Genomic DNA, 24,522 nt, shown 5'->3' with positions numbered 1-24,522 from the left:
CGCGGTGCTGCATCGACCATGGCCCGTGGGGCCGCCCCCCTTTTATAAACCGACACACATGTCATCCATTGGAATCGTTTCGCCGCAAACCATGTATTTTGCGGAACCCCTGCAGCTGCAAAGCGGCGCCTCGCTGCAGGACTATATGTTGATGTATGAAACCTACGGCACCCTGAACGCCGACAAATCGAACGCGGTGCTGGTCTGCCACGCCCTGAACGCCTCGCACCACGTGGCCGGCGTCTACGCGGACGAACCGAAGAGCACGGGCTGGTGGGACAATATGGTCGGTCCCGGCAAGCCGCTCGACACCAACAAATTCTTCGTCATCGGCGTCAACAACCTGGGCTCCTGCTTCGGCTCGACAGGCCCGATGCACACCAATCCCGCCACCGGCAAGCCGTACGGCGCCAGCTTCCCCGTCGTCACGGTGGAAGACTGGGTCAGCGCGCAGGCGCGCCTGGCCAACGAGCTGGGCATCGCCCAGTTCGCCGCCGTGATGGGCGGGTCTTTGGGCGGCATGCAGGCGCTGGCGTGGAGCATCATGTTCCCCGAGCGGTTGCGCCACTGCGTGGTGATCGCCTCGACGGCCAAGCTGTCGGCGCAGAACATCGCCTTCAACGACGTGGCGCGCCAGGCCATCCTGTCGGACCCCGACTACCGTGGCGGCGACTTCTATGCCCACGGCGTGGTGCCGAAGAACGGCCTGCGCGTGGCGCGCATGGTGGGCCACATCACGTATCTGTCGAACGACGACATGGCCGAGAAATTCGGCCGCAAGCTGCGCGACGCGGCGCAGACGGGCGACTACAAATTCGGCTTCGGCATCGACTTCGAAATCGAATCGTACCTGCGCTACCAGGGCGACAAGTTTTCCGAATACTTCGACGCCAACACGTATCTGTTGATCACCAAGGCGCTCGATTATTTCGACCCGGCGCGCGCGCATGGCGGCGACCTGGCGAAGGCCTTGTCGGGCACGAAAGCCAAGTTTTTCCTCGCCTCGTTTTCCACCGACTGGCGCTTTTCGCCCGAGCGCAGCCGCGAAATCGTCGAAGCGCTGGTGTGCAACCGCCGCCAGGTCACGTACGCGGAAATCGACGCGCCGCACGGCCACGACGCCTTTTTGCTGGAAGATCCGCGCTACATGAACATGGTGCGCGCCTACTACGGCCAGGTATGGAACGACATCGCCGCGGGTGCGCCCGCCGCAGTACAGCACACCGCAGCCCGCCAGGGCGCCAAGGAGATCGCATGACGTTTGAAGAATTGAGCGCGCTGCGCCCCGACCTGGCTTTCATTGCCCACTGGGTAGCGGACAACGCGCATGTGCTGGACGTGGGCTGCGGCGATGGCGTGATGTTGCAGTACCTGCAAAGCGACAAGGAATGCAGCGGCTATGGCATCGAGATCGCCGACGACAAAGTGCTGGCGAGTACCCAGCGCGGCGTCAACGTGATCCAGCAGGACATGGAAAAAGGCCTGGCGATTTTTGGCGACAACAGCTTCGACACGGTGCTGTGCCTGTCGTCGCTGCAGATGATGAAGCAGGTCGAGCCGCTGTTGCGCGACATCGTGCGCGTGGGTGCCGAAGCCATCGTCTCGTTTCCCAACTTCGCCTACTGGCCGCACCGCGTGGCGCTGCTGAAAGGCCGCATGCCCGTGTCGAAATCGCTGCCCTACCAGTGGTATGACACGCCCAACGTGCGCTGCGCTACCATCAACGACTTCCGCGAACTGGCCGAGGAATGCGGCCTGGAAGTGATCGAATGCGTGGCCCTGGCCGAAGGCAGGATGGTTTCCGTGCTGCCGAACCTGCGCGGCGACCTGGCCGTCTTCCGCCTGCGTAAAAAAGCGGTGCATTGATGAAGACAAGCCCGGCGCCAGGCTGGCGTGCCTATGCCAACGGCCGCATGCTGGCCGTGCTGGTGCTGGGTTTCAGCTCCGGCCTGCCCCTGTTCATCCTGCTGTACCTGCTGCAGGCATGGCTGGCCAAGTCGGGCCTGAACGTCAAGGCGCTGGGGCTGTTCGCGCTGGTGCAGTTCCCGTACATCTGGAAATTCCTGTGGGCGCCGCTGATGGACCGCTACAGCATCCTGGGACTGGGACGGCGGCGCGGCTGGATGGCGCTCACGCAGGCGGCGCTGTTCTTTTCCATCGGCGCCATGGGCATGCTCGATCCGCTCACGCAGATCGGCCTCATCGCGGCGGCGGCCGGCGGCGTGGCTTTTCTGTCCGCCAGCCAGGACATCGTCATCGACGCCTACCGGCGTGAAATCCTCAGCGATAACGAACAGGGACTGGGCGCGGCCGTCATCGTCAACGCCTATAAAGTGGCGGGCATGGTGCCGGGCGCGCTGTCGCTGATCCTGGCCGACCGCATGCCGTGGCAGCCCGTGTTCTGGATCACGGCCGCCTTCATGCTGCCGGGCCTCGTCTGCACCCTGCTGATCCGGGAACCCGCCGTGTATGGTTCGCCGCCGAAGACCATGCGCGAAGCCATCATCTTGCCTTTCCAGGAATTCATCGCGCGCGATGGTTGGCGCAACGCAATGTGGATACTCGCCTTCGTATTACTCTACAAAATCGGCGACAGCATGGCCACGGCGCTGGCGACGAAGTTCTATCTGGACCTGGGTTTTTCCATGACGCAGATCGGCCTGGCCGCCAACACCACGGGGTTCTGGGCCAGCCTGGCCGGCGGCGTGGTGGGCGGCGTGTGGATGCTCAAGCTGGGCATCAACCGGGGTCTGTGGGTTTTTGGCGCGCTGCAGGCCATCGCCATTCTCGGCTTTGCCTGGCTGGCGCAGGTGGGACCGAATACCATGCTGCTCAGCGCCGTGATCGGCTTTGAAGCGTTCGCCAGCCTGGGCCTGGGCGCGGCCGCCTTTGTCGCCTTCCTGTCGCGCAGCACGGACCCGCGCTACACGGCCACGCAATATGCCCTGTTTTCCAGCCTGAGTGCCGTGCCGCGCACCCTGATCAATGCCTCGGTGGGCTTCCTGGTCGCGGAGCTGGGCTGGTTTTCCTTTTTCATCGTGTGCTTCTTCCTGGCCTTCCCGGCCATGATGATGCTGCCTAAAATCGCTCCATGGAGGTCTGCCAATGGCACCAGTATCCCTTAAACATTACGCCGTCCTGGCCAGCCTGTGCGCGGCCACGGCGCTGGCGCCGCTGCCGGCTTTCTCCCAGCAGGCGACGGTCCAGGATGGCATCAAGGTGCGTCCGCTGTCGACCTCGCGCATCTTCGCCGGCGGCGTCGATTTCAATGAACAATCGAAGCAGCAATACACGCAGCTGGTGAACGAAGCGAAGGAAAAAAATGCGCTGGTGCCGGACAGCGACCCGCAGGTGAAGCGCCTGCGCGCCATCGCCCAGCGCATCATCCCGTTTGCCACGCGCTGGAACGAGGCGGCGGCCAGCTGGAACTGGCAGATCAACCTGCTCAATTCCGACCAGGTCAACGCCTTTTGCATGCCGGGCGGGCAGATCGCTTTTTACAGCGGCATCATCACCAAGCTGAACCTGACCGACGATGAAGTGGCCGTCGTCATGGGCCATGAAATCTCGCACGCGCTGCGCGAACACTCGCAGGCGCAGGCGGGCAAGGGCAACCTGGCGGCCGTCGGCTCGAAGCTGGTGGGCGCCGGCCTGTCGGCCTGGCTGGGCGTCGACCCGAACATCACCAGCACCGCCACCAACATGGCGGCGCAGGGCGTGATGCTGAAGTTTTCGCGCGACGACGAGCGCGAGGCGGACCTGATCGGCATGGACCTGGCCGCCCGCGCCGGCTTCGATCCGCGCGCCGGCGTGGTGCTGTGGCAGAAGATGGCCGCCGTGAGCAAGGGCGCGCCGCCGGAATTCCTTTCGACGCACCCGTCGGGCAAGGACCGCATCTCGCAGATGAACAGCCACATGGCGCAAGTGCTGCCGCTGTACGCGCGCAGCAAGGGCGTCAGCGTCGATGCCTTGCCGCCATACCGCAGCAACGCCGTCGCGTCGCGCTAGGATGGCCAAGCGTCACGGCGCAGCCCCATTGCCCATGCGCGACGGCGTGGCGCCCAGCTACCTGTGGCTGCCGGAGGGGCAGTGGCCCGGCATGCTCGCCTTCCTCGTTGCGCGCTATCCGCAGATCAGCGCCGCGCAATGGCGGGACCGCATGGCGCGCGGCGAGGTAGTCAGTGGCGAGGGTGCCGTGCTGGGGCCGGACAGCGCGTACCGGCGCGGCATGCGCATCTTTTACTACCGCGAGCTGGAGCGCGAGACGCCGATCCCCTTCCAGGAAGCCATCCTGTTCCAGGACGAGCACCTGGTGGTGGTCGACAAGCCGCATTTTTTGCCCATGACGCCGGGCGGGCGCTTCGTGCAGGAGACCCTGCTGACGCGCCTGAAGAAAAACCTGGACTGCGCCGAGCTCACGCCGATCCACCGTCTCGACCGCGAGACGGCCGGCGTGGTGATTTTTTCGCGCCAGGTGGCCAGCCGCGGCGCCTACCAGTCGCTGTTCCAGCGCCGCGAAGTGCGCAAGACCTACGAGGCGCTGGCGCCGGCATTGGCGGAGCGCGATTTTCCGTTCACCTATCGCAGCCGCATGGTCGAGGGCGGGCAGTTCTTCCTCATGCGCGAAGAAGCGGGCGAGGCGAATTCGGAAACCGTCATCGACGTGATCGAGCGGCGCGGCGAGTTCAATCTGTACCGCCTGCATCCGCACACCGGCCGCAAGCACCAGCTGCGCGTGCACCTGGCCGCCCTGGGCATCCCCATCGTCAACGATGCGTTTTATCCCGTGGCGCTGCCGTGCAAGGAAGACGACATGTCGCAGCCCTTGCAGCTGCTGGCGCGCGCCATCGATTTCACGGACCCGTTGAGCGGCGCGGCGCGCCGGTTTGAAAGCCGGCGCAGCCTGGGGGCTTAAGCCTTGAGCGTGTAATCGATGATCAAGGGCGCGTGGTCGGAAAAGCGCTCGTCCTTGTAGACGCTGACGGTATGCGCCTGGGCCGCGATGCCTGGCGTGGCGACGTGGTAGTCGATGCGCCAGCCCACGTTCTTGGCGTAGGCTTGCCCGCGGTTGCTCCACCAGGTGTACTGGTCTTCGCGCTTGTCCAGGCCACGGTGCACGTCGACGAAGCCCACTTCGTCGAAGACGCGCGTCAGCCATGCGCGTTCCTCGGGCAGGAAGCCGGAATTCTTCTTGTTGCCCTTCCAGTTCTTCAGGTCGATTTCGTGGTGGGCGATGTTCCAGTCGCCGCAGATGACCACTTCGCGGCCCAGCGCCTTCAGCTCCAGCAGGTGCGGCAGGAACAGTTCCATGAAGCGGAACTTGGCTTCCTGGCGTTCCGGGCCGGACGAACCGGACGGGCAGTACACGGAAATGACGGACAGCTTGCCAAAATCACAGCGCACGTAGCGGCCTTCGGCGTCGAATTCCGGGCTGCCGAAGCCGATATGCACGGCGTCCGGTTCCACCTTGCTGTACACGCCCGTGCCCGAATAGCCCTTTTTCTCGGCGTAGTGGAAATGGCCATGGTAGCCGTGCGGATTGAGGAATTCGGGCGTCATGTCGGGCAGTTGCGCCTTCAATTCCTGCACGCAGATGAAATCGGCCGTTTGCGTGCCCATCCAGTTGAAAAAGCCTTTTTTGGCGGCGGAACGGATGCCGTTCAGGTTGGCGGAGATAATTTTTGGCATAGGTCGAGAGTCAATGGTGAGCGCCAGCGGCGCTGGACGGGGCCGGCGGGCGCGGCATGGCGATTGTCTCGCCGCTGCGCGCGGATTAAAATACAGGCACTTTTAAAAAATGAGGCTAATGTGAATAATTTACGCCAGCAGTTTATCGCGTTTTCAGTATCCAAGGGAGTCTTGCGGTTCGGCGAGTTCACCACCAAGGCCGGGCGCCAGTCGCCGTACTTCTTCAATGCGGGCCTGTTCCATGACGGCGCCACCCTGGCCGAGCTGGCGCAGTTCTATGCGCAGACCCTGCTCGACTCGGGCGTGGAATTCGACATGCTGTTCGGCCCCGCCTACAAGGGCATCACCCTGGCGTCGGCCACCGCTGTGGCGCTGGCCGGCAAGGGCCGCAACACTTCGTTCGCCTTCAACCGCAAGGAAGCCAAGGACCACGGCGAAGGCGGCACCATCGTCGGCGCCAAGCTGCATGGCAAGGTTGTCATCATTGACGATGTGATCTCGGCCGGCACGTCGGTGCGCGAATCGGTGGACATGATCCGCGCCGCCGGCGCCGAGCCATGCGCCGTGCTGATCGCCCTGGACCGCATGGAGCGCTCCGGCCCGGACGGCCAGCTGTCGCCCAGTTCGGCGGTGCAGGAAGTGTCGAAACAGTATGGCATTCCCGTCATCTCGATCGGCAACCTGGACGACCTGTTCGGCTACCTGAACGGCGCCGGCGCCGATCCGGAACTGCAGCAGCACAAGGATGCCGTTTCCGCGTATCGCACGCGCTACGGCATCTGATGTTCACGCGCGCTTGAACGTCCTCTTCGTTTGCAGCCGCAACCAGTGGCGCAGTCCCACGGCGGAGCGGGTATGGCGCCGCCATCCCGCCCTGTCCGTGCGTTCGGGCGGTACCAGTCCGAACGCGCGCCATCCCGTCAATGCGAATGACCTAGCCTGGTGCGCGGTGATTTTCGTGATGGAAGAGAAGCACAAGTCGCGCCTGCGCGCGCAGTTTGGCCGCCTGCTTGAGCACAAGACCATCCACGTGCTCGACATCCCCGACGCGTATCAATTCATGCAGCCGGAGCTGGTCGAGCAGCTCGAACTGTCGGTCGCGTCCATTCTCGGCCTCGATTAACCCAGCGCACCTGCGCATAGCGCCGCAGGATTTCGCGCATCAATGCCCTGGCCACGCCGCGATGGCGAAATGGCGGTTTCACGAACAGCATGTTGAGCGTGGCTTCGCCGCCGCAGGGGCTGAAATCGAGCATGGCCACCTGCTGCCCGTCGATGCAGGCGCACAGGGCGTGCTCGCCGCACCAGTCTATCTGCATCATCCCAGCCATGGCTTGACCGCCGCATGCAGGCCCAGGGCGAACAGCCCGACAAAAAAACACCGCTTGAAGACCTGCTGCGAGATGCGCCCGCGCAGCCATTGGCCGGCCAGCATGCCGGCCAGGGCCGGCAGCAGCGCGTATGCAGACGCGCCGGCCGCGCCGAGGCTGAAGTCGCCGTGCACGGCCAGGCTGGCCGCCAGCGCCACCGTCGAGACGGTAAACGCCAGGCCCAGCGCCTGAATCAGGGCGTCGCGCGCCAGGCCCAGGCCCTGCAGGTACGGCACGGCGGGGATCACGAACACGCCCGTGGCGGCCGTCACCAGGCCCGTCGCCGCGCCCACCACGGGACCGAGCCAGGATTCGTGGCGGGCGGGCACGCGCAGCTGCAGCGAAAACAGGCCGGCCAGCGCATACAGCATCAGCGCCACGCCCAGCGCGACGACGGCCCAGGCGCCGCTGTCCTGCGGCAGCAATGCGCCGCCCGCCAGGGTGCCGGCCAGGACGGCGGCCAGCATGGGCCACAGGCGCCGCAGCAGGGCGCGCAGGCCGGGGCCGGCAGCCAGCTGCCACACATTCGTCACCATCGACGGCACGATCAGCAGGGCCGCCGCCTGCACGGGCGCCATGACGAGGCTGAGCGTGCCCATGGCCACGGTCGGCAGTCCCAGGCCCACTACGCCCTTGACGAAGCCAGCGGCGATGAAGCTGGCGCCGACGGCCAATAAAAACGAGGTTTCCATTTTTTAATCCCACAGTGATTTTGCTGCGATTTTGCGCGCCGCGCACGCTTTCGCCAAGGTGGATTATCCAGAGTCAGCCTCTGTAAAATACGAAGGCTGGTAAGATGGAGCAAAGGAGGGCGCCATGCGCTTTGATCTGGTCGACTTGCAGCTGTTTGTGAATGTGGTGGAGGCGGGCAGCCTGACGGCCGGTGCCGCGCGCAGCCATCTGGCGCTGGCCTCAAGCAGTGCGCGCGTGCGCGGCATGGAGGACATGCTGGGCATGCCGTTGCTGTTGCGTGGAAGGCGCGGCGTGGAGCCCACGCCGGTGGGCCAGACGCTGCTGCATCACGCGCGCCTCGTTTCCCTGCAAATGGAGAAAATGCGCGGGGAGCTGGGCGAATTTGCCCGCGGCTTGAAAGGGCAGCTGCGACTGCTGTGCAATACGGCGGCGCTCAGCGAATTCCTGCCCGAGGCGCTGGGCGCTTTCCTCGACCGCCATCCGAACCTGACCATCGACCTGGAAGAGCGCCTCAGTTACGATATCGTCAAGGCAGTGTCGGAAGGGCTGGCCGACATGGGCATCGTCTCCGATTCGGTGGACATGCGCGGCTTGCAGACGTTCTTGTTCCGTCCCGACCGGCTGGTGGTGATCGCGGCGGCGGATGGCGTGCACCACCGCGCGCTGGGGCAGGATGGCGTCGTCGATTTTGCCAGCGTGCTCGATCACGATTTTATCGGCCTGGCAGACGACAGCGCGATGCAGCAGTACCTGGGCATGCACGCGGCGCGCCTGGGCCGTCCCCTGAAAGTGCGCGTGCGCCTGCGCAGCTTCGATGCCGTGTGCCGCATGGTGGCCAGCGGCGTGGGTGTCAGCGTGGTGCCGCTGGCGGCGGCGAGCCGCTGCCAGCAGACGATGGCGCTGCGCTGCATGGAATTATCCGATCCCTGGTCGGTACGCAATCTCACCATCTGCGTGCGCCAGTTCAGTGAATTACCCCTGTATGCGCGCCAGTTGATCGATCATCTGAAGGCGTGACAGGGCATGACAGGAGCAGCGATGCGTTTTTCAGAAGACAAGATGGCCAGCCTGCGGTGCAGCGACGGGGTCGAACGGCCCATCCATATCTGGCAGCCGGCAGTGCCACAGCCGCCGCGCGCCGTGATTCTGGCGATCCACGGCGGCATGGCGCATGCGGGCGACTACGTCACGCCGGCGCTGTACTTCCGCCAGCACGGCATCGCCACCGTCAGCTTCGACATGGTGGGCCACGATGGCAAGCGCAGGGTCGATATTCCTTCATTCGACGCCTTTCTCGACGACGAGGAGCTGTTCCTGGCCTGGGTCAAGGCCGCGTATCCGGGCGTGCCGATTTTCGTCATGGGGCACTCGATGGGCGGCTTGATCGCCACGCACCTGGGACTGCGGCGTTTCGCGGGCGACCCGGCCATCAAGGGCTTTGTCATCTCGTCGCCGTACTACGTGAATGCGATTCCCGTGCCCAAGCTGATGCAGATGCTGTCCGGCTGGCTGGCGCGGCGATTCCCCACGATGAAAGTCCCGCTGGGGAATCTGACCATGCTGCTCACGCACGACGCGGCCATCACGGCGCGCCATTTCCAGGACGAGCGCGATGGCATCCGCGCCAGCGAGGCGACAGTGCGCTTTGCGCATGCCTTGCTGTCGGCGCAAAAGGAACTGGCGGGCGGCTTGGCCGGCTGGCGCTTCCCCCTGTTCGCCGTGGTGGCGGGCGACGACAAGCTGGCCAATAGCCGCGCCACGGAAAGCATGCTGCGCAGAGTGCCCGAAGGCCTGCTGGAATACCATTTTTATCCGGCCAACTACCACGAGAACTTCAATGAAGTGAACCGCGATGCCATCTTCGCCGCCATCCTGGCGTGGATGGAAAAACTGCTGGCGTCAACTGCGGCTTGAAGCGCCAGATATCGTTATAATCTGTTTAACTATTCACTGCCGCCGCATGCCGGCCCGGTCCCCGCGGCACAGGGGAATACTGAAGGAAATAAAGATGCGCCTGCTGATTGCCCTGATACTCCCATGGCTGACCTTTTTCACGATCGGCCGTCCGATTGCCGGCATCATTTGCCTGATCCTGCAAATCACCGTGATCGGCTGGCTGCCGGCCACGATCTGGGCCGTCTATGCCCTGAGCCAGTACAAGACGGACCAGAAGATCGCCGACGCCATGCGCCGGCGCTGATGGCGCGCCAGGTACTGAATCTAAGCCCGGCCTAAGCTGCACTTCCTATCTTGAGACAACTGAGTTGATGGAGAATGACATGGCACCAAACAGACGCGGTATTGCTGGCGTGATGGCGGCAATGGTCACGGCGGGGCTCCTGCTTGCCGGCGCCGCCCACGCGCAAAGCGACAGCGCACTGCCGCCCGTGCAGAAGAGCGGGATGGTGGAGTACCTGAGCGGCGGCATCGGCCTCGATGAATCGACGGCCATCAAGAGCGCCAGCCGGCATTGGCCATTGAGCCTGGTGTTTTCCGTGCAGGCGCCGGGCAAGGCGGAATTTGCCTCCGACGTGAAGCTGGAGATCCGCGACGCCAAGGGGGAGCTGGTGCTGGAAACGACGGCCAGCGGACCGTTCCTGCTGGCGAAATTGCCGCCGGGTAGCTACAGCCTGCGCGCCACCCTGGCCGGCAAGCCTCTGGCTCGCAAGGTGCAGATCAAGGCGGGCAGTTCGGCGCGCGTGGAACTGGTCTGGCCGGCGGGGACGAATCAGGGCCAGGCCTGATGCCTGGCGACGACAAGGCGCCCGCACTGGGCTTGTCGGCGCGCGGTTTGTCTGCCCATATCCTGCCCACCTCGGCAACGATGATCGGCGTGTGCATGACGGTGCTGTCGATCGGGCACCTGGCGCCGCGCGGCGACGTGCGCGTGGTGATCGACAAGCTGCTGGCCGTCGATGCCCTCATCTTTCTCGTCAGCGCCGTGCTGTCTTTCCTGTCGCTGCGCCCCGGCCAGTCGCGCTTGCGCTACGAATGGTGGGGCGAGCTGGTGTTCATCTGCGGCCTGGCCATGCTGGCGCTGGGCGCCGTGGCGCTGGCCTTCGTCATCAACTGAGCTGAATCAGCTGACCGTCAGCACGCGGCCTTCGGCGGCGCTTTGCAGGGCCAGTTCGATCAGGCGTATCGTCGCCGCCGCGTCCTCTGCCGCCACCGGCGCTGGCGCACCGTGGCCGATGGCGTCGGCCATGCCCTGGTAAAAATCCTGGTAGCGGCCAGGCTGCATCGCCAGGTGCTCGAAGTGGCCATCGGGCTGGGTGCCCAGGTGCAGCGCGCCGCGCACGGGGTCCACGCCCCAGCCGGGCTGGCCCGGCCTGCCGCCCGCCTTCAAGGCGTCTTCCTGCGGATCGAGGCCGAACTTCACGAAGCTGCCCTTGTCACCGTGCACGGCGAAGCGCGCCGTCGGCGCCTTCACCAGGCAGCCCGCCTGCAGCACCACGCGCAGCCTGTCGTAGTACAGCACCAGGTGGACATAATCCGCAGCCTGCGCGCCATCGCGCTGCAGGGCAATGTCGGCAAAGAGTTTTTCCGGCATGCCGAACAGCTGCATGGCCTGATCCAGCATGTGCGGGCCCAGGTCGTACAGCAGGCCGCCACCGGGTGCGGCGGATTCGCGCCAGCGCTGGCGGATCTCGGGGCGGAAGCGGTCGAAGTGCGATTCGAAGCTGGCGATGCGGCCCAGGCTGCCTTGTGCCAGCAATGCCTTGAGCGTCAGGAAATCGCCATCCCAGCGCCGGTTGTGGTACACGCTGAGCACCAGCCGGTTCTTTTTTGCCAGGTCGATCAGGGTCTGCGCTTCGGCGCTGGAAATGGTGAAGGGCTTGTCCACCACCACGTGCTTGCCTGCCTGCAGGGCCGCCAGGGCCAGGCTGTAATGCGCTTCGTTGGGCGCGGCGATGACCACCAGCTCGATCGCCGCGTCGGCGAACAGCTGCGCCGGTTCCGCATATACGGTCGCTTGCGGCCAATCCTTGTGCACGAGTTCAGGCTTGCTGGAGGCCACGGCGGCCAGTTCCAGGGCCGCGATGGTGGAGAGGACGGGAGCGTGGAAGGTGGAGCCGGCGAAGCCGTAGCCGACCAGGCCGGTTTTGATCTTGTTCATGGCGTGTTCACTGAGGCGTGGAGGAATCCATGATCATACCCGCAAGCGGACGGCGGCAGCGCTGCAGCAACGCCGCCGCCGTCCATGCTTTAATTCAGACGCCAGACGTATTGCACCTTGACGCTGGCGCTGACAGGCTTGCCGCCAGCCAGGGCCGGCTTGAACGTGCACTTCGCAATGCCGCTGCGCGCCGCCTCGTCGAGGGCCGCATGGCCGCTGCTTTTGACCACGCTCGACCCCTGGACCTTGCCAGCCGCATCGACATCGAAGGACATGTTGACCGTGCCTTCTTCCTTTGCCTGCAGCGATGCGGCAGGGTAGACGGGTTTGCCGCACACGCCAAAGTCGACGATGGGACGGCGCTCCAGTACCGGTGCGCTGGCCGCGGCGACGGCCTGGCCGTAGATGCCGAAGCAGGCGCCGGCCAGGGCCAGCAGCGGCACGGCAGCCTTCCAGTTCAGGGTTTGTGGTGCGGGGCGCAGCAATCGTTTGATACGTGACATAAGATCTCCTCCGTTGGCCGCCTGGGCCAGGTGGTGGGTTGAGAACTGGAGACGTTCCAGTTCCGAGAGTGCAAGAGCCAGACGCCGCGGTTCGCCCAGTTGTCTTGCTGCGAAATCATCTGCAATGTGTTCTCGTTCGAGGCGCACGCCGCGCGAAATCCACCAGACGGCAGGGTGGAAGAACAGCAGCGCCTCGATGGCGTTTTGCAGCAGGTTGAACAGGTAATCGTGGCGCCGGATGTGCGCCAGTTCATGCGCCAGCAGCGCTGCCAGCAGGTCGGCCGGCATGCCCGTGATCAGCGAGGCAGGCACCAGCACCACGGGGCGCCAGATGCCGGCCGTGACAGGGCTGGCGATACCGTCGAGCACGCGCAGCCGCACGGCCCGCGTCACGCCCGCCGCTTGTGCCATCTGCGCCAAGCGCGTTTGCCATGCCGGATGCGTGGCGCCGGTACGGCGGGCGCTGCGTTCTATCCACAGCATGCCCAGCGCCATGCGCAAGGCCAGTACGGCGGCGCACAGCGCCCAGACGCTGACGACGACGCTCAGCGCAGTGTGCAGGTCGGGCAAGCCTCCGGGGGCCAGCAGCGTCGTGGAGAGCAAGGGGCCGGCAAACGCCGGGCTGGCCGCATCGCCGCTGGCCAGGCGCAGAAGCAGTCCCGCCAGCGGCCAGCACAGGCAGGCCAGCAGGGCGCCGCAGCCGACCGCATAACGTGCTTCCGGACGGGCATTGCGCAAGGCGGCCCGCGCCAGCGCCGTGGCGCAGCCGATCAGGATGCCCTGCCACAGGAAGTGCAGCAGGGTCCAGCCCAGTGCTTGCACGAAGTCGTTCATGGCTGTTCGTCCCTGAGCATTTTTTCAATTTCTTCGCGCTCGGCGCGCGACACGCCCGTGCGCAGGGCCGCCAGCACCAGCGCCTTGGCCGAGCCGGCAAAGGCTTTCTGCATCAGTTCCCTGAGCAGATTGGTCTGCAGGCTGTCCTGCGCCTGGGCCGGCGCATACACGTGCGAGCGCTGGCTTGCATCGCGGATCAGCAAACCCTTGCCGTGCATGATCTGCATCAGGCGCAGCACGGTGCCGTAGGTGATGGCCGGCTTGGTCAGCGCCATCGCCTCGTGCACCTGCTTGGCCGTGGCGGCGCCCAGCGGCCACAGTGTTTGCAGCAGATCGAGTTCGGCTGCCGTCGGTTTCGGGATGTCGGGATTCTTCGCCATGTCGCTTTTCCTCTTGCTGGAATTTCAATATGGCTAGATTAATCGTTATAGACAGAAATGTATACTTTAATTTTCAGGATGGCAGAAAGGTGCCTGTCAGAGTCGACAGGAAGCCTAGACAAGGCTGTTTACATGTATCCGTCAAGACGAAAAAAAAGACGCCGTGGCGTCTTTTTTTTGGGACGAGGGGAGTTATCCCGCCAGTTTTGCCTTCAGCAATTCCGTCAGCTGGGCCGGGTTGGCCTTGCCCTTGGAGGCTTTCATGGCCTGGCCGATCAGCGCGTTGATGGCCGCTTCCTTGCCGGCGCGGTACTGTTCCACCGACTTGGCGTTGGCCGCCAACACTTCATCGACGATGGCTTCCAGTGCGCCCGTGTCCGAGATCTGCTTCAGACCCTTGGCGTCGATGACGGCGTCGACCAGGTGCTCGTCGCTGGACTTGGCTTCCCACATGCCGGCGAAGACTTCTTTCGCCGCCTTGTTCGAGATCGTGCCATCGGCGATGCGCTTGAGCATGGCGGCCAGCTGCGCGGCGGAGACGGGGGCGTCGTCCAGGTCCACGCCTTCGCGGTTCAGGGTCGACGAGACGTCGCCCATCAGCCAGTTGGCGGCGGCCTTGGCGTTTTCCTTGCCGGCCTTCTCCACCACGGCGACGAAATAGGTCGCCATGGCTTTCGACTGCGTCAGCACCAGCGCATCGTATTCCGGCAGCGCGTATTCGCTGATGAAGCGCGCGCGCATGGCGGCCGGCAGTTCCGGCATCGAGGCCTTGACCGTATCGATCCACGCTTGCGAGATGACCAGCGGCGGCAGGTCCGGGTCCGGGAAGTAGCGGTAGTCCTGCGCGTCTTCCTTGCTGCGCATTTCGCGCGTTTCCTTGCGGTCCGGGTCGTACAGGCGCGTGGCTTGCACGACCTTGCCGCCGTCTTCGATCAGTTCGATCTGGCGGCGCACTTCCACGTGCACGGCTTCCTCGATGAAGCGGAAGGAGTTCAGGTTCTTGATCTCGCAGCGGGTGCCGAATTCCTTCTGGCCGACGGGGCGCACGGAGACGTTGACGTCGCAGCGGAAGGAGCCTTCCTGCATGTTGCCGTCGCACACGCCCAGCCACATGACCAGCGAGTGCAGGGCCTTGGCGTAGGCCACGGCTTCGGCGGCGCTGCGGATTTCCGGCTCCGAGACGATTTCCAGCAGCGGCGTGCCGGCGCGGTTCAAGTCGATGCCGCTCATGCCCGCATAGTCTTCGTGCAGCGATTTGCCCGCGTCCTCTTCCAGGTGCGCGCGTGTCAGGTTGACCGTCTTGGTGACGAATTCGCCATCCTTTTCGTAGCCGAAGGTCAGGGCGCCGCCGATGACGACGGGGTCCTCGAACTGGCTGATCTGGTAGCCCTTGGGCGAATCCGGATAAAAGTAGTTCTTGCGCGCGAAGACCGAGTGCGGCGCCACGGTGGCGCCGACGGCCAGGCCGAAGCGGATCGCGCGGTCGACGGCCTGCTTGTTCATCACGGGCAGCACGCCCGGCAGGGCCAGGTCGACGGGGCTGGCCTGGGTGTTGGCTTCGGCGCCGTACTTGATCGGCGAACCGCTGAAGATTTTGGATTCGGTCGTGAGCTGCACGTGGTTCTCAAGACCGATGACGACTTCCCATTGCATAGTGTTCTCGCTTATTTTTTGGTGGCACCGCTCGCTGCGGCGCGGGTGTTCTTATTTAGATACCGGCCGGGCTGCGCGTATGCCAGTCCGTCACTTGCTGGAATTGGTGGGCCACGTTCAGCAGCCTGGCTTCGCCAAAGTAATTGCCGATGATTTGCAGGCCGACGGGGCGCTTGCCGTTTTTCTCGCCTTCGCCGAAACCGCACGGGATCGACATGCCGGGCAGGCCGGCCAGGCTGGTCGACAAGGTATAGATGTCGGCCAGGTAGTTCGCCACCGGGTCGTCCGTCTTGTCGCCCAGGTCCCAGGCGACGGTCGGCGCGACAGGGCCCATGATGACGTCGCAGACGGCGTTCGGGCCATTCAGCACGGCGTCGAAGTCCTGCGCGATCAGGCGGCGGATCTTTTGCGCCTTCAGGTAGTAGGCGTCGTAATAGCCGTGGCACAGCACGTAGGTGCCGACCATGATGCGGCGCTGCACTTCCGGGCCGAAGCCTTCGGCGCGCGACTTCTTGTACATGTCCTGCAAGTCCTTGTACTCGCTAGCGCGGTGGCCGTAGCGCACGCCGTCGTAGCGCGACAGGTTCGACGACGCTTCCGCCGGCGCGATCATGTAGTAGGCGGGAATCGACAGGGCGGTGTTCGGCAGCGAGATGTCGACCAGGGTGGCGCCCAGCTTTTCATACTGCGCCAGCGCGCCGCGCACGGCCGCCTCCACGTCCTTGGCCAGGCCTGCACCGAAATACTCGCGCGGCACGCCGATGCGCAAGCCAGTGAGGGGTTCATCCAGGCTGCGCGAAAAGTCCTCCGCCACGCCGCCCTGTTCCGGCGACAGGCTGGTCGAGTCGCGTTCGTCGAAGCCGGCCATGGCGGTCAGCAGCAGGGCGCAGTCTTCGGCCGAACGGGCCATCGGGCCGCCCTGGTCCAGCGACGAGGCAAAGGCGATCATGCCGAAGCGCGAGACGCGTCCATAGGTCGGCTTGATGCCGGTGATGCCGCAAAAGGCGGCGGGCTGGCGGATCGAGCCGCCCGTGTCGGTGCCGGTGGCCGCCGGCGCCAGACCGGCGGCCACGGCGGCGGCCGAGCCGCCCGAGGAGCCGCCCGGCACGGCCGTCTTGTCCCAGGGATTCTGCACGGCGCCGAAGGCCGAGTTTTCGTTGCCGGAACCCATGGCGAATTCATCGCAGTTGACCTTGCCCAGCGTGACCATGCCGGCCGCCTGGAATTTTTCCACCACCGTGGCGTCAAACGGACTGGCGTAGTTGGCCAGCATCTTCGAGCCGGCCGTCGTGCGCCAGCCCTTGGTGACGAACAGGTCCTTGTGCGCGATCGGCACGCCCGTCAATGGCGTGGCCGTGCCGGCGGCGATGCGGGCATCGGCCTCGGCAGCTTGCGCCAGGGTCAGGGCACGGTCGACGTGCAGAAAGGCGTTCGAGGTGTCCGCTTCGATGCGGTCGAGGAAATGCGTCGCCAGTGCAACGGCGGAAATTTCCTTGTTCTGCAAAAGCGTGGACAGCTGTTTGATGGATTTTGTATGCATGGCGTTTCTATTTTTATCTATTCGGCAGGGTTGTTTTTCGTGCACTGCGCCGTTCTAGCGCCTGACAGAAGCGTAGCGAGCATCGGAAGCTGCACATCGCGACGCGCAGCAGCTGATGTCAGGTGCCAGTTATTCGATCACTTTTGGCACGAGATAGAGTCCATCCTGGACTTTCGGCGCCACGGCCTGGTAGTCGTCACGGCGGTTCGGCTCGGTGGCGGCGTCCTCGCGCAGGCGCAGGGCGATATTGTCCATATGGGCAGCCAGCGGGTGGCTCAGGGGAGCCACGCCATCGGTATTGACGGCTTGCATTTGCTCGGCCAGGGCGAAAATCTTGTTCAATTGCTCCAGCGCATAGACGGCCTGGTCGTCGGCCATTTCAAGTTGCGCCAGATGGGCGATGCGTTTTACGTCGGATAGTGTCAGGGACATGGCGAATGGCGCGGAGTGCCGCGCATTAGTATTAAGTTGGCGTTTTGATAAAACGCGGGTATTTACTGCTCTTTTGCTCACAAAAACCGAGGAATGCCGCGTAACTCGCGGCTGCAAGAGTCGCACTTTTCCATGGTTTTTGAGCAAATCGCATTCAAATTATAAGGTAGAATGGCGGGTTAATGCGTTGCCGGCGCTGATGGACTGCTGCCGCAGCATAGAAAAGATTGCGCAAGCGCCAAGCGAAACCCGGAAAAATCGCCGTCATGGATTTTCAGGGTGCCTGAAAGCGCCCGCTTTGAAACTCCCCATAAACAGCTTTTGCGCAGCTCGATGCGCTACAGGACACTCATGTTTGGTTTTTTACGCAGGTATATCTCCACCGATCTGGCCATTGACTTGGGCACGGCCAACACCCTTATTTATGTACGCGGCCTCGGTATCGTCCTGGACGAGCCCTCCGTCGTCGCCATCCGCCAGGAAGGCGGTCCGAATGGCAAGAAGACCATTCAGGCAGTCGGCAAGGAAGCCAAGCAGATGCTGGGCAAGGTGCCGGGCAATATTGAAGCGATTCGTCCGATGAAAGATGGCGTGATCGCCGACTTCACCGTGACCGAGCAGATGCTCAAGCAATTCATCCGCATGGTGCACGACTCGAAATTCTTCCGTCCGTCGCCGCGCATCATCATTTGCGTGCCTTGCGGTTCGACCCAGGTCGAGCGCCGCGCGATCCGCGAATCGGCCCTGGGCGCCGGCGCCTCGCAGGTGTACCTGATCGAAGAACCGATGGCCGCGGCCATCGGCGCGGGCCTGCCCGTGTCGGAAGCGACCGGCTCGATGGTGGTCGACATCGGCGGCGGCACCACGGAAGTGGGCATCATCTCGCTGGGCGGCATGGTCTACAAGGGTTCCGTGCGCGTCGGCGGCGACAAGTTCGATGAAGCCATCGTCAACTACATCCGCCGCAATTACGGCATGCTGATCGGCGAACAGACGGCCGAAGCCATCAAGAAGGCCATCGGTTCGGCGTTCCCGGGCTCGGAAGTGAAAGAAATGGAAGTCAAGGGCCGCAACCTGTCCGAAGGCATCCCGCGCTCGTTCACCATTTCCAGCAACGAGATCCTCGAAGCGCTGACCGACCCGCTGAACAACATCGTCTCGGCCGTGAAAAACGCGCTGGAACAGACGCCGCCGGAACTGGGCGCCGACATCGCCGAAAAAGGCATGATGCTGACGGGCGGCGGCGCGCTGCTGCGCGACCTGGACCGCCTGCTGATGGAGGAAACCGGACTGCCGGTGCTGGTGGCCGAGGACCCGCTCACCTGCGTGGTGCGCGGTTCCGGGATGGCACTGGAACGTATGGACAAGCTCGGCTCGATCTTCTCCTACGAATAATCTGACAGAAGGGCCGGAAACCACTCCGGCCTTTTTTTGGTTTTGGCACCGGCGTTTGACCGGGGCCTGTACGTTGGCGCACTGCGCCTGATTATTGGATGTCATGGAATACAGTCCTCCGCCACTTTTCAAACAAGGCGCCTCCGCCCGCGTCAAGATGATGGTGTTCGCCGGCATTTCTATCGCCCTGCTGCTGGTCGATTCGCGCATGCACGCGCTGACGGCCGTGCGCCAGGCAGTCGGCACCGTGCTGTATCCGGTGCAGATGGCGGCCCTGGTGCCGCGCGACGTGGCGCAAGGCGTCGGCAATTACTTCTCTTCCCTGTCCGCGCTGGAAAAACAGGTGCGCGACCTGAAACAGGAACAGATCGCCTCGGCGCAGATCCTGCAGCAGGCGCAGCTCAACATCGTTGAAAACAACCATTTGCGTAAATTGATGGAAGCGCGCGAGCGCGTGCCCGTCAAGACCATGATGGCCGAAGTGCTGTACGACACGCGCGATTCGGCTACGCGCAAGATCGTGCTCGACCGCGGCATCCAGAACGGCGTCGAACTGGGCCGGCCCGTGATCGACAACCTCGGCGTGGTGGGACAGGTCACGCGCGTGTTCCCGTTCACCTCCGAAGTGACCCTGCTGACGGATGAAGAGCAGGCCATTCCCGTGCAGCTGCTGCGCAATGGCGTGCGCAGCGTGGCCATCGGCCGCGGCAAGTCCGGCACCATGGAGCTGCGTTTCACGGCGCCCAGCGCCGACATCCAGATCGGCGACATCGTCATTACCTCGGGCCTGGACGGCCTGTATCCCGCCGGCCTGGCCGTGGCGCGCGTGACCCTGGTCGAACGCAATGCGCACGGCCCGTTCGGCCGCGTCGTGTGCCAGCCGCTGGCCGGCATTGAACGCAATACCCAACTGCTTATCTTGATGACGTCGCCCGACATACCGCCACGCCCGCCCGCCGAAGATATCAAGACGGGCCGCAAGATCGCCGGCAAGATGGCGCCGATCAAGGATCCCGCCAAGGACCCGGCCACGGCGCCAGCGCCGGCCGCTCACGCGCCAGCACCGGCGGCGAAAGCGCCGGCCGCCACCGCGCCTGCGGCCACGCCCGCCGCGAAACCCGCAGCGGCGCCGGCCGCCGTGCCGCCGAAGGAGGCGACACGATGAACCGCCCGCATTACATCCTGCTGCCCGTCAGCCCCCTTTTCATCGGTTTTTCCCTGCTGTGCGCCTTTTTGCTCAATTTGCTGCCCTGGGGGCATTTCGTCGGCGTGCCCGATTTCGTCGCGCTGGTGCTGGTCTTCTGGGGCATACACCAGCCGCGCAAGGTGGGCATCGGCGTGGCGTTTTTCATGGGCCTGATGATGGACGTGCACGACTCGACCCTGCTGGGCGAGAACGCCCTGGCCTACACCTTGCTGTCGTACTTCGCCATCATGATGCATCGCCGCGTGCTATGGTTCCCCGTCATGACGCAGGCGCTGCACGTGCTGCCCCTGCTGCTGCTGACGCAGGCGCTGCAACTGCTGACGCGCCTGATTGTCTCGGGCCGCTTCCCCGGCTGGCTCAACTTCATCGAGAGTTTCGTCGCGGTTGCCCTGTGGCCCATCGTCACCTGGATCCTGCTGGCGCCGCAGCGCCGCGCCGTGGACCGCGACCACAACCGCCCGATCTGACGAGCGCCCGCGATGACTGAACTTCAGAATACCGAGCGCGAACTGCATTTTTTCCGCATGCGCCTGACCGTGCTGGGCGGACTCGTCTTCATCTGCTTTTCGCTGCTGTTGGCGCGCTTCATCTGGCTGCAGGTAATCAAGCACGAGGACTACGCCACCAAGGCCGAGGACAACCGCATCGCCGTCGTGCCCATCGTGCCCACGCGCGGCCTGATCCTCGACCGCAATGGCGTGGTCCTGGCGCGCAATTACTCGGCCTACACGCTGGAAATCACGCCGTCGAAGCTCAGTGCCAGCCTCGATTCCGTGATCGACGAGCTGTCGACCCTGATCCAGGTCGACATCAAGGACCGCCGCCGCTTCAAGAAGCTGCTGGAAGAGTCGAAGAATTTCGTCAGCGTGCCGCTGCGCACGCGCCTGACGGACGAGGAAGTGGCGCGCTTCACGGCGCAGCGCTTCCGCTTCCCCGGCGTGGAGGTGCAGGCGCGCCTGTTCCGCCAGTATCCGATGGGCGAAGTGGCGTCGCACGTGGTGGGCTTCATCGGCCGCATCAACCGCAACGAAGCCAAGGCGCTGGAAGAGGGCGAGGACGCGGCCAACTACAACGGCACCGACCATATCGGCAAGGAAGGCCTGGAAAAAAGCTACGAGAAGCAGCTGCACGGCACCACCGGCTATGAAGAGGTGGAAGTATCGGCCGGCGGGCGGGCCATGCGCACCCTGTCGCGCACGGCGGCCACGCCCGGCAATAACCTGATCCTGTCGATCGACATCGAATTGCAGAAGGTGGTCGAGGAAGCGTTCGGCGAATGGCGCGGCGCGGCCGTGGCGATCGACCCGGCCACGGGCGACATCCTGGCCTACGTTTCCAAGCCCGGCTACGACCCCAACCTGTTCGTCGACGGCATCGATCAGCAAAGCTGGAACGAACTCAATACCTCGCTGGACCGGCCGATGGTCAACCGTCCCCTGTCCGGCACCTACGCGCCCGGCTCGACCTTCAAACCCTTCATGGCGCTGGCCGCGCTGGAACTGGGCAAGCGCACGCCGAGCCAGTCGATTTCCGATCCCGGCTTCTTCATCCTCGGCGGCCACACCTTCCGCGACGATAAAGTGGGCGGCCACGGCACGGTCGACATGCACAAGTCCATCGTCGTCTCGTGCAACACCTATTACTACCAGCTGGGGCGCGACATGGGCATCGACGCCATCCACGACTTCATGAAGCCGTTCGGTTTCGGCCAGCTGACGGGCATCGACCTGAATAACGAGAAGACGGGCGTGCTGCCGTCGACGGAATGGAAGCGCAACCGCTTCAAGACGCCGCAGCAGAAGAAATGGGTGGGCGGCGACACGATTTCCGTGAGTAACGGCTCCGGCTACAACTCGTACACGCCGCTGCAGATCGCCCACGCGACGGCCAACCTGGCCAATAACGGCGTGGTGATGAAGCCGCATCTGGTGAAGATCATCGAAGACGCCAATACGCGCGCGCGCACCCTGACGGTGCCGAAGGAAAGCTACCGCATCCCGCTCAAGCAGGAAAACATCGACACCATCAAGCGCGCCATGGTGGGCGTGACCAGCGAGCAGGGCGGCACGGCCGCGCGCATCTTCGCCGGCGTGCAGTACACGGTGGGCGGCAAGACGGGCACGGCGCAGGTGGTGGGCATCAAGAAAAACGAGAAGTACAATGCCAAGCTGCTGGCCGAGCGCCTGCGCGACAACGCCCTGTTCACGGCGTTCGCTCCGGCCGACAAGCCGCGCATCGCGATTGCCATCGTGGTGGAAAACGCCGGCTTCGGCGCTGGCGTCGCCGCGCCGATCGCGCGCAAGGCGCTCGACTACTACCTGCTGGGCAAGCGCCCGAGCGACAAGGAAAAGGACACCACCAAGGTGCCCAAGGAAGATGTCGACGAAGTGCGCACCCTGGAAGAAATCACGGACGAGCAGGTTGCCCCGGCGCCTGCCAGACAATAATGAACCGTTTCTTATTACACAGGCGCTCGCCATGGCGGCGCGCCGGACTCCAAGGCAATAAGGAAGCACATGCCCATTAACGAGAGGCGCTCGCTGTGGCGGCGCGCCAAGCCCTATCTGGCCGTCTTTGACGTGCCGCTTATGCTCATCATCCTGATGCTGCTCAGTACCAGCTTGCTGACCCTGTATTCGGCCAGCATCGGCATCCCCGGCAAGATCGAAGACCATCTGCGCAACATGCTGCTGTGCTTTTTCGTCATGTGGCTGGCCGCCAATGTCACGCCGCAGATGATGATGCGCATCGCCGTGCCGGCGTACACCGTCTCGGTGCTGCTGCTGGTGGCCGTGGCGCTGTTCGGCACCATCAAGCTGGGCGCGCGGCGCTGGCTGCATATCGGCGTGATCGATATCCAGCCTTCGGAATTTTTGAAGATCGCCACGCCGCTGATGCTGGCCTGGTTCTTCCAGCACAATGCGGGTGCCCTGCGCTGGAAATCGTTCGCCGTGGCCGCCGTGCTGCTGCTGGCGCCCGTCTACCTGATCGCGCGACAGCCCGACCTGGGCACGGCGCTGCTGGTGGTGGCAGCCGGCTTCACCGTCATCTTCCTTGCCGGCCTGTCGTGGAAAGTAATGCTTGGCCTGTTTCTGGCCGTCGGCTGCTATCTGCCGATCGCCTGGTCGCACCTGCACGATTACCAGCGCGACCGCGTGATGATGCTGATCGACCCGACCAAGGACCCGCTGGGCAAGGGTTTCCACATCATCCAGTCCATCATCGCCATCGGTTCCGGCGGCATGACGGGCAAGGGCTGGACGCACGGCACGCAAGCCCACCTCGAGTTTGTTCCGGAGCGCACCACCGACTTCATCTTCGCCGTGTATTCGGAGGAGTTCGGCCTGGTGGGCAACTTGATCCTGATGCTGATGTATTTGCTGCTGGTGGGACGGGGGCTGATGATCGCCGCCAATGCCCCCAGCTTTTTCACTCGCCTGCTGGCAGGAGCGATCACTATGATTTTCTTTACTTACGCCTTTGTTAACATGGGCATGGTCAGCGGCATCCTGCCGGTGGTCGGCGTGCCCTTGCCTTTCCTCAGCTACGGCGGCACGGCGCTGCTGACACTGGGCGTCGCCTCCGGCATCCTGATGAGCATTCAGCGCCACCGCAAACTGGTGCAGACCTGATGCGGGCGCCTGTTGACACCTTCGCCATGCGCGGCCTGGGCCTGGCAGTCCTGCTGACCCTGGCGGCCTGCGGCACCACGCCGCCGAAGTCCGGCTCGGGCAACGTGCCGCTGCCGTCCGGCGGCAAGGTCAAGGTCCCCGTGCGCCAGGACCCCACCTTGCCCGCCTTGCCGGCCGCCGGTTCCGGCCGCGGCGGCTATTACAAGGATGACGGCCCGGGCGACAATCCGCCGCCGAACCTGCGCGACGTGCCCGATGCCGAAGTGCGCAACGAGCCGTACTCCACGCGCTCGAACCGTCCCTACGTCGTCTTCGGCAAGACCTACACGCCGATCACCGACAACGAGCCGTTTACGCAGCGCGGCACGGGTACCTGGTATGGCAAGAAATTCCATGGCCAGCGCACTTCGTCGGGCGAGATCTACGACATGTACAAGATGACGGCGGCGCATCCGACCTTGCCGATCCCCTCGTATGCGCGCGTGACGAGCATCGACAGCGGCGAGCAGGTGATCGTGCGCATCAACGACCGCGGGCCGTTCCACGCCACGCGCGTGATCGATGTGTCGTACACGGCGGCGCTGAAACTGGGCTTCCTGGGCAAGGGCAGCCACCAGGTCGTGGTCGAGCGCCTGCTGCCGGCCGACATCGACGCCATCCTGGCGGCCCGTGCGGCGCCGAAGCCGGTGCCGTCGGTGGTGGCCATCTCCATCGATACGCCGGTGGAAACTGGCGAGGTGGTGCAGCCGGTCGTGTCGTCGCAAATGGTCGCCGTCGACGCGACGGTCGCGGCACCTGCGCCGGCGGCGCTGGAAAGCGGCTTCTATCTGCAGCTGGGCGCGTACTCGCGCGCCGACAATGCGGAAACGGGCCGCGCGCGCCTGGCGCCGTACACGGCCCTGGGCACACTGGGCGTAGTGCAGGCAGGCAATCTGTTCCGCCTGTACGGCGGCCCGTTTTCCAGCCGCGCGGATGCGGCGCGGGCGGCGGCCAGCCTGCCCGAGTCGACCGGCATCAAGCCCATCGTCATCCAGCGCTAGGCGGGCCTGAAAAAAGGCCATGGCGCTGTTGCCGTGAC

27 protein-coding genes are annotated in these 24,522 nt (G+C 64.4%); 18 read left to right on the top strand and 9 right to left on the bottom strand.

Features of this window, described 5'->3' with window-relative positions; all coding sequences use genetic code 11:
• The first annotated feature begins 58 nt into the window (after positions 1-58).
• From metX to ACZ92H_RS27425, 5 genes are read left to right on the top strand one after another with little or no spacing between them, the layout of a single operon-like run.
• The gene (metX, locus tag ACZ92H_RS27445; protein ID WP_131376735.1) at positions 59-1,258 is read left to right on the top strand and encodes a homoserine O-succinyltransferase MetX; all 1,200 of its coding nucleotides are present in this window, start codon (positions 59-61) and stop codon (positions 1,256-1,258) included.
• The gene (gene metW / locus ACZ92H_RS27440) at positions 1,255-1,866 is read left to right on the top strand and encodes a methionine biosynthesis protein MetW (RefSeq protein WP_131376732.1); all 612 of its coding nucleotides are present in this window, start codon (positions 1,255-1,257) and stop codon (positions 1,864-1,866) included. The genes metX and metW overlap by 4 nt, the downstream gene beginning before the upstream one ends.
• On the top strand, positions 1,866-3,125 hold the full coding sequence (locus ACZ92H_RS27435) for an AmpG family muropeptide MFS transporter (protein WP_465051740.1): 1,260 nt from the start codon (positions 1,866-1,868) through the stop codon (positions 3,123-3,125). Before metW ends, ACZ92H_RS27435 begins: the two co-directional genes overlap by 1 nt.
• Complete coding sequence (locus ACZ92H_RS27430) at positions 3,106-4,008, top strand: M48 family metallopeptidase (protein ID WP_465051739.1); 903 nt, start codon at positions 3,106-3,108, stop codon at positions 4,006-4,008. The genes ACZ92H_RS27435 and ACZ92H_RS27430 overlap by 20 nt, the downstream gene beginning before the upstream one ends.
• Before the next feature lies 1 nt (position 4,009).
• Positions 4,010-4,915, top strand: coding sequence for a pseudouridine synthase (locus tag ACZ92H_RS27425; protein WP_465051738.1), 906 nt, complete (start codon positions 4,010-4,012; stop codon positions 4,913-4,915).
• On the opposite strand, the gene ACZ92H_RS27420 is transcribed toward ACZ92H_RS27425, so the two are convergent.
• Positions 4,912-5,688: an exodeoxyribonuclease III gene (locus tag ACZ92H_RS27420; RefSeq protein WP_131376719.1), complete on the bottom strand. Its 777-nt coding sequence runs from the start codon at positions 5,686-5,688 to the stop codon at positions 4,912-4,914. The genes ACZ92H_RS27425 and ACZ92H_RS27420 overlap by 4 nt on opposite strands.
• Before the next feature lie 120 nt (positions 5,689-5,808).
• On the opposite strand from ACZ92H_RS27420, the gene pyrE reads away from it, so the two are divergent.
• The gene (gene pyrE, locus ACZ92H_RS27415; RefSeq protein WP_131376716.1) at positions 5,809-6,471 is read left to right on the top strand and encodes an orotate phosphoribosyltransferase; all 663 of its coding nucleotides are present in this window, start codon (positions 5,809-5,811) and stop codon (positions 6,469-6,471) included.
• A complete protein-coding gene (locus ACZ92H_RS27410; protein WP_465051737.1) occupies positions 6,434-6,811 on the top strand; it encodes a low molecular weight protein tyrosine phosphatase family protein in 378 nt (125 codons plus the stop codon). The genes pyrE and ACZ92H_RS27410 overlap by 38 nt, the downstream gene beginning before the upstream one ends.
• Here ACZ92H_RS27410 and ACZ92H_RS27405 read toward each other — a convergent pair.
• Positions 6,747-7,007 carry a GNAT family N-acetyltransferase gene (locus tag ACZ92H_RS27405; protein WP_465051745.1) on the bottom strand — a complete coding sequence of 87 codons (261 nt, stop codon included), beginning with the start codon at positions 7,005-7,007 and terminating at the stop codon, positions 6,747-6,749. The genes ACZ92H_RS27410 and ACZ92H_RS27405 overlap by 65 nt on opposite strands.
• Positions 7,007-7,750: a sulfite exporter TauE/SafE family protein gene (locus tag ACZ92H_RS27400; protein ID WP_465051736.1), complete on the bottom strand. Its 744-nt coding sequence runs from the start codon at positions 7,748-7,750 to the stop codon at positions 7,007-7,009. The genes ACZ92H_RS27405 and ACZ92H_RS27400 overlap by 1 nt, the downstream gene beginning before the upstream one ends.
• 124 nt (positions 7,751-7,874) lie before the next feature.
• On the opposite strand from ACZ92H_RS27400, the gene ACZ92H_RS27395 reads away from it, so the two are divergent.
• The 5 genes from ACZ92H_RS27395 to ACZ92H_RS27375 all read left to right on the top strand — a co-directional run bounded on the left by ACZ92H_RS27395 (position 7,875) and on the right by ACZ92H_RS27375 (position 10,824).
• Entirely contained in the window at positions 7,875-8,768 is an 894-nt protein-coding gene (locus tag ACZ92H_RS27395; protein ID WP_131376704.1) for a LysR family transcriptional regulator, read from the top strand.
• 21 nt (positions 8,769-8,789) lie between these two features.
• On the top strand, positions 8,790-9,665 hold the full coding sequence (locus ACZ92H_RS27390) for an alpha/beta fold hydrolase (protein WP_465051735.1): 876 nt from the start codon (positions 8,790-8,792) through the stop codon (positions 9,663-9,665).
• Between the two features lie 94 nt (positions 9,666-9,759).
• Positions 9,760-9,951 (top strand): YqaE/Pmp3 family membrane protein, encoded by a 192-nt coding sequence (locus ACZ92H_RS27385; protein WP_086139848.1) that lies wholly within the window; start codon positions 9,760-9,762, stop codon positions 9,949-9,951.
• A gap of 79 nt (positions 9,952-10,030) precedes the next feature.
• Positions 10,031-10,495 carry a carboxypeptidase regulatory-like domain-containing protein gene (locus ACZ92H_RS27380; RefSeq protein ID WP_465051734.1) on the top strand — a complete coding sequence of 155 codons (465 nt, stop codon included), beginning with the start codon at positions 10,031-10,033 and terminating at the stop codon, positions 10,493-10,495.
• Positions 10,495-10,824 carry a hypothetical protein gene (locus tag ACZ92H_RS27375; protein WP_465051733.1) on the top strand — a complete coding sequence of 110 codons (330 nt, stop codon included), beginning with the start codon at positions 10,495-10,497 and terminating at the stop codon, positions 10,822-10,824. The genes ACZ92H_RS27380 and ACZ92H_RS27375 overlap by 1 nt, the downstream gene beginning before the upstream one ends.
• A gap of 6 nt (positions 10,825-10,830) precedes the next feature.
• On the opposite strand, the gene ACZ92H_RS27370 is transcribed toward ACZ92H_RS27375, so the two are convergent.
• From ACZ92H_RS27370 to gatC, 6 genes are all read right to left on the bottom strand, one after another.
• The gene (locus ACZ92H_RS27370) at positions 10,831-11,868 is read right to left on the bottom strand and encodes an oxidoreductase (protein ID WP_465051732.1); all 1,038 of its coding nucleotides are present in this window, start codon (positions 11,866-11,868) and stop codon (positions 10,831-10,833) included.
• An 89-nt stretch (positions 11,869-11,957) separates the two neighbouring features.
• Positions 11,958-13,205: a M56 family metallopeptidase gene (locus tag ACZ92H_RS27365; protein WP_465051731.1), complete on the bottom strand. Its 1,248-nt coding sequence runs from the start codon at positions 13,203-13,205 to the stop codon at positions 11,958-11,960.
• Complete coding sequence (locus tag ACZ92H_RS27360; RefSeq protein WP_465051730.1) at positions 13,202-13,585, bottom strand: BlaI/MecI/CopY family transcriptional regulator; 384 nt, start codon at positions 13,583-13,585, stop codon at positions 13,202-13,204. Before ACZ92H_RS27360 ends, ACZ92H_RS27365 begins: the two co-directional genes overlap by 4 nt.
• A gap of 192 nt (positions 13,586-13,777) precedes the next feature.
• Complete coding sequence (gene gatB / locus ACZ92H_RS27355; RefSeq protein ID WP_465051744.1) at positions 13,778-15,253, bottom strand: Asp-tRNA(Asn)/Glu-tRNA(Gln) amidotransferase subunit GatB; 1,476 nt, start codon at positions 15,251-15,253, stop codon at positions 13,778-13,780.
• Between the two features lie 40 nt (positions 15,254-15,293).
• Positions 15,294-16,778: an Asp-tRNA(Asn)/Glu-tRNA(Gln) amidotransferase subunit GatA gene (gene gatA, locus ACZ92H_RS27350; RefSeq protein WP_131376683.1), complete on the bottom strand. Its 1,485-nt coding sequence runs from the start codon at positions 16,776-16,778 to the stop codon at positions 15,294-15,296.
• Positions 16,779-16,907: 129 nt separating this feature from the next.
• Positions 16,908-17,210 (bottom strand): Asp-tRNA(Asn)/Glu-tRNA(Gln) amidotransferase subunit GatC, encoded by a 303-nt coding sequence (gatC, locus tag ACZ92H_RS27345; RefSeq protein ID WP_131376680.1) that lies wholly within the window; start codon positions 17,208-17,210, stop codon positions 16,908-16,910.
• A gap of 351 nt (positions 17,211-17,561) precedes the next feature.
• Here gatC and ACZ92H_RS27340 point away from each other — a divergent pair, with 351 nt between their 5' ends.
• The 6 genes from ACZ92H_RS27340 (at position 17,562) to ACZ92H_RS27315 (ending at position 24,484) form a co-directional block, all read left to right on the top strand.
• Complete coding sequence (locus ACZ92H_RS27340) at positions 17,562-18,605, top strand: rod shape-determining protein (protein WP_010393186.1); 1,044 nt, start codon at positions 17,562-17,564, stop codon at positions 18,603-18,605.
• 103 nt (positions 18,606-18,708) lie between these two features.
• The gene (gene mreC, locus ACZ92H_RS27335; protein WP_131376676.1) at positions 18,709-19,770 is read left to right on the top strand and encodes a rod shape-determining protein MreC; all 1,062 of its coding nucleotides are present in this window, start codon (positions 18,709-18,711) and stop codon (positions 19,768-19,770) included.
• The gene (gene mreD, locus ACZ92H_RS27330; protein WP_092803667.1) at positions 19,767-20,279 is read left to right on the top strand and encodes a rod shape-determining protein MreD; all 513 of its coding nucleotides are present in this window, start codon (positions 19,767-19,769) and stop codon (positions 20,277-20,279) included. The genes mreC and mreD overlap by 4 nt, the downstream gene beginning before the upstream one ends.
• Positions 20,280-20,291: 12 nt before the next feature.
• A complete protein-coding gene (mrdA, locus tag ACZ92H_RS27325; RefSeq protein WP_131376673.1) occupies positions 20,292-22,259 on the top strand; it encodes a penicillin-binding protein 2 in 1,968 nt (655 codons plus the stop codon).
• A 69-nt stretch (positions 22,260-22,328) separates the two neighbouring features.
• The gene (gene rodA / locus ACZ92H_RS27320) at positions 22,329-23,444 is read left to right on the top strand and encodes a rod shape-determining protein RodA (RefSeq protein ID WP_131376671.1); all 1,116 of its coding nucleotides are present in this window, start codon (positions 22,329-22,331) and stop codon (positions 23,442-23,444) included.
• On the top strand, positions 23,444-24,484 hold the full coding sequence (locus ACZ92H_RS27315; protein WP_465051729.1) for a septal ring lytic transglycosylase RlpA family protein: 1,041 nt from the start codon (positions 23,444-23,446) through the stop codon (positions 24,482-24,484). Before rodA ends, ACZ92H_RS27315 begins: the two co-directional genes overlap by 1 nt.
• Positions 24,485-24,522 lie beyond the last annotated feature (38 nt).

The sequence above is a fragment of the Janthinobacterium foliorum genome, from assembly GCF_978021625.1.
Note: the sequence above shows the minus strand (reverse complement) of the source record. Positions and strands in the feature narration are given on the sequence as shown.

Bases quoted from the DNA above. Each gene is read 5' to 3' on its own strand.
- ACZ92H_RS27365 (WP_465051731.1), bottom strand. From the start codon at position 13,205: ATGAACGACTTCGTGCAAGCACTGGGCTGGACCCTGCTGCACTTCCTG.
- ACZ92H_RS27435 (WP_465051740.1), top strand. From the start codon at position 1,866: ATGAAGACAAGCCCGGCGCCAGGCTGGCGTGCCTATGCCAACGGCCGC.
- ACZ92H_RS27410 (WP_465051737.1), top strand. From the start codon at position 6,434: ATGCCGTTTCCGCGTATCGCACGCGCTACGGCATCTGATGTTCACGCG.
- gatC (WP_131376680.1), bottom strand. From the start codon at position 17,210: ATGTCCCTGACACTATCCGACGTAAAACGCATCGCCCATCTGGCGCAA.
- metX (WP_131376735.1), top strand. From the start codon at position 59: ATGTCATCCATTGGAATCGTTTCGCCGCAAACCATGTATTTTGCGGAA.
- ACZ92H_RS27340 (WP_010393186.1), top strand. From the start codon at position 17,562: ATGTTTGGTTTTTTACGCAGGTATATCTCCACCGATCTGGCCATTGAC.
- ACZ92H_RS27425 (WP_465051738.1), top strand. From the start codon at position 4,010: ATGGCCAAGCGTCACGGCGCAGCCCCATTGCCCATGCGCGACGGCGTG.
- rodA (WP_131376671.1), top strand. From the start codon at position 22,329: ATGCCCATTAACGAGAGGCGCTCGCTGTGGCGGCGCGCCAAGCCCTAT.
- ACZ92H_RS27395 (WP_131376704.1), top strand. From the start codon at position 7,875: ATGCGCTTTGATCTGGTCGACTTGCAGCTGTTTGTGAATGTGGTGGAG.
- ACZ92H_RS27370 (WP_465051732.1), bottom strand. From the start codon at position 11,868: ATGAACAAGATCAAAACCGGCCTGGTCGGCTACGGCTTCGCCGGCTCC.
- ACZ92H_RS27360 (WP_465051730.1), bottom strand. From the start codon at position 13,585: ATGGCGAAGAATCCCGACATCCCGAAACCGACGGCAGCCGAACTCGAT.
- ACZ92H_RS27380 (WP_465051734.1), top strand. From the start codon at position 10,031: ATGGCACCAAACAGACGCGGTATTGCTGGCGTGATGGCGGCAATGGTC.
- ACZ92H_RS27375 (WP_465051733.1), top strand. From the start codon at position 10,495: ATGCCTGGCGACGACAAGGCGCCCGCACTGGGCTTGTCGGCGCGCGGT.
- ACZ92H_RS27420 (WP_131376719.1), bottom strand. From the start codon at position 5,688: ATGCCAAAAATTATCTCCGCCAACCTGAACGGCATCCGTTCCGCCGCC.
- gatA (WP_131376683.1), bottom strand. From the start codon at position 16,778: ATGCATACAAAATCCATCAAACAGCTGTCCACGCTTTTGCAGAACAAG.
- metW (WP_131376732.1), top strand. From the start codon at position 1,255: ATGACGTTTGAAGAATTGAGCGCGCTGCGCCCCGACCTGGCTTTCATT.
- ACZ92H_RS27315 (WP_465051729.1), top strand. From the start codon at position 23,444: ATGCGGGCGCCTGTTGACACCTTCGCCATGCGCGGCCTGGGCCTGGCA.
- mreD (WP_092803667.1), top strand. From the start codon at position 19,767: ATGAACCGCCCGCATTACATCCTGCTGCCCGTCAGCCCCCTTTTCATC.
- ACZ92H_RS27385 (WP_086139848.1), top strand. From the start codon at position 9,760: ATGCGCCTGCTGATTGCCCTGATACTCCCATGGCTGACCTTTTTCACG.
- mrdA (WP_131376673.1), top strand. From the start codon at position 20,292: ATGACTGAACTTCAGAATACCGAGCGCGAACTGCATTTTTTCCGCATG.
- ACZ92H_RS27400 (WP_465051736.1), bottom strand. From the start codon at position 7,750: ATGGAAACCTCGTTTTTATTGGCCGTCGGCGCCAGCTTCATCGCCGCT.
- ACZ92H_RS27430 (WP_465051739.1), top strand. From the start codon at position 3,106: ATGGCACCAGTATCCCTTAAACATTACGCCGTCCTGGCCAGCCTGTGC.
- ACZ92H_RS27405 (WP_465051745.1), bottom strand. From the start codon at position 7,007: ATGCAGATAGACTGGTGCGGCGAGCACGCCCTGTGCGCCTGCATCGAC.
- ACZ92H_RS27390 (WP_465051735.1), top strand. From the start codon at position 8,790: ATGCGTTTTTCAGAAGACAAGATGGCCAGCCTGCGGTGCAGCGACGGG.
- mreC (WP_131376676.1), top strand. From the start codon at position 18,709: ATGGAATACAGTCCTCCGCCACTTTTCAAACAAGGCGCCTCCGCCCGC.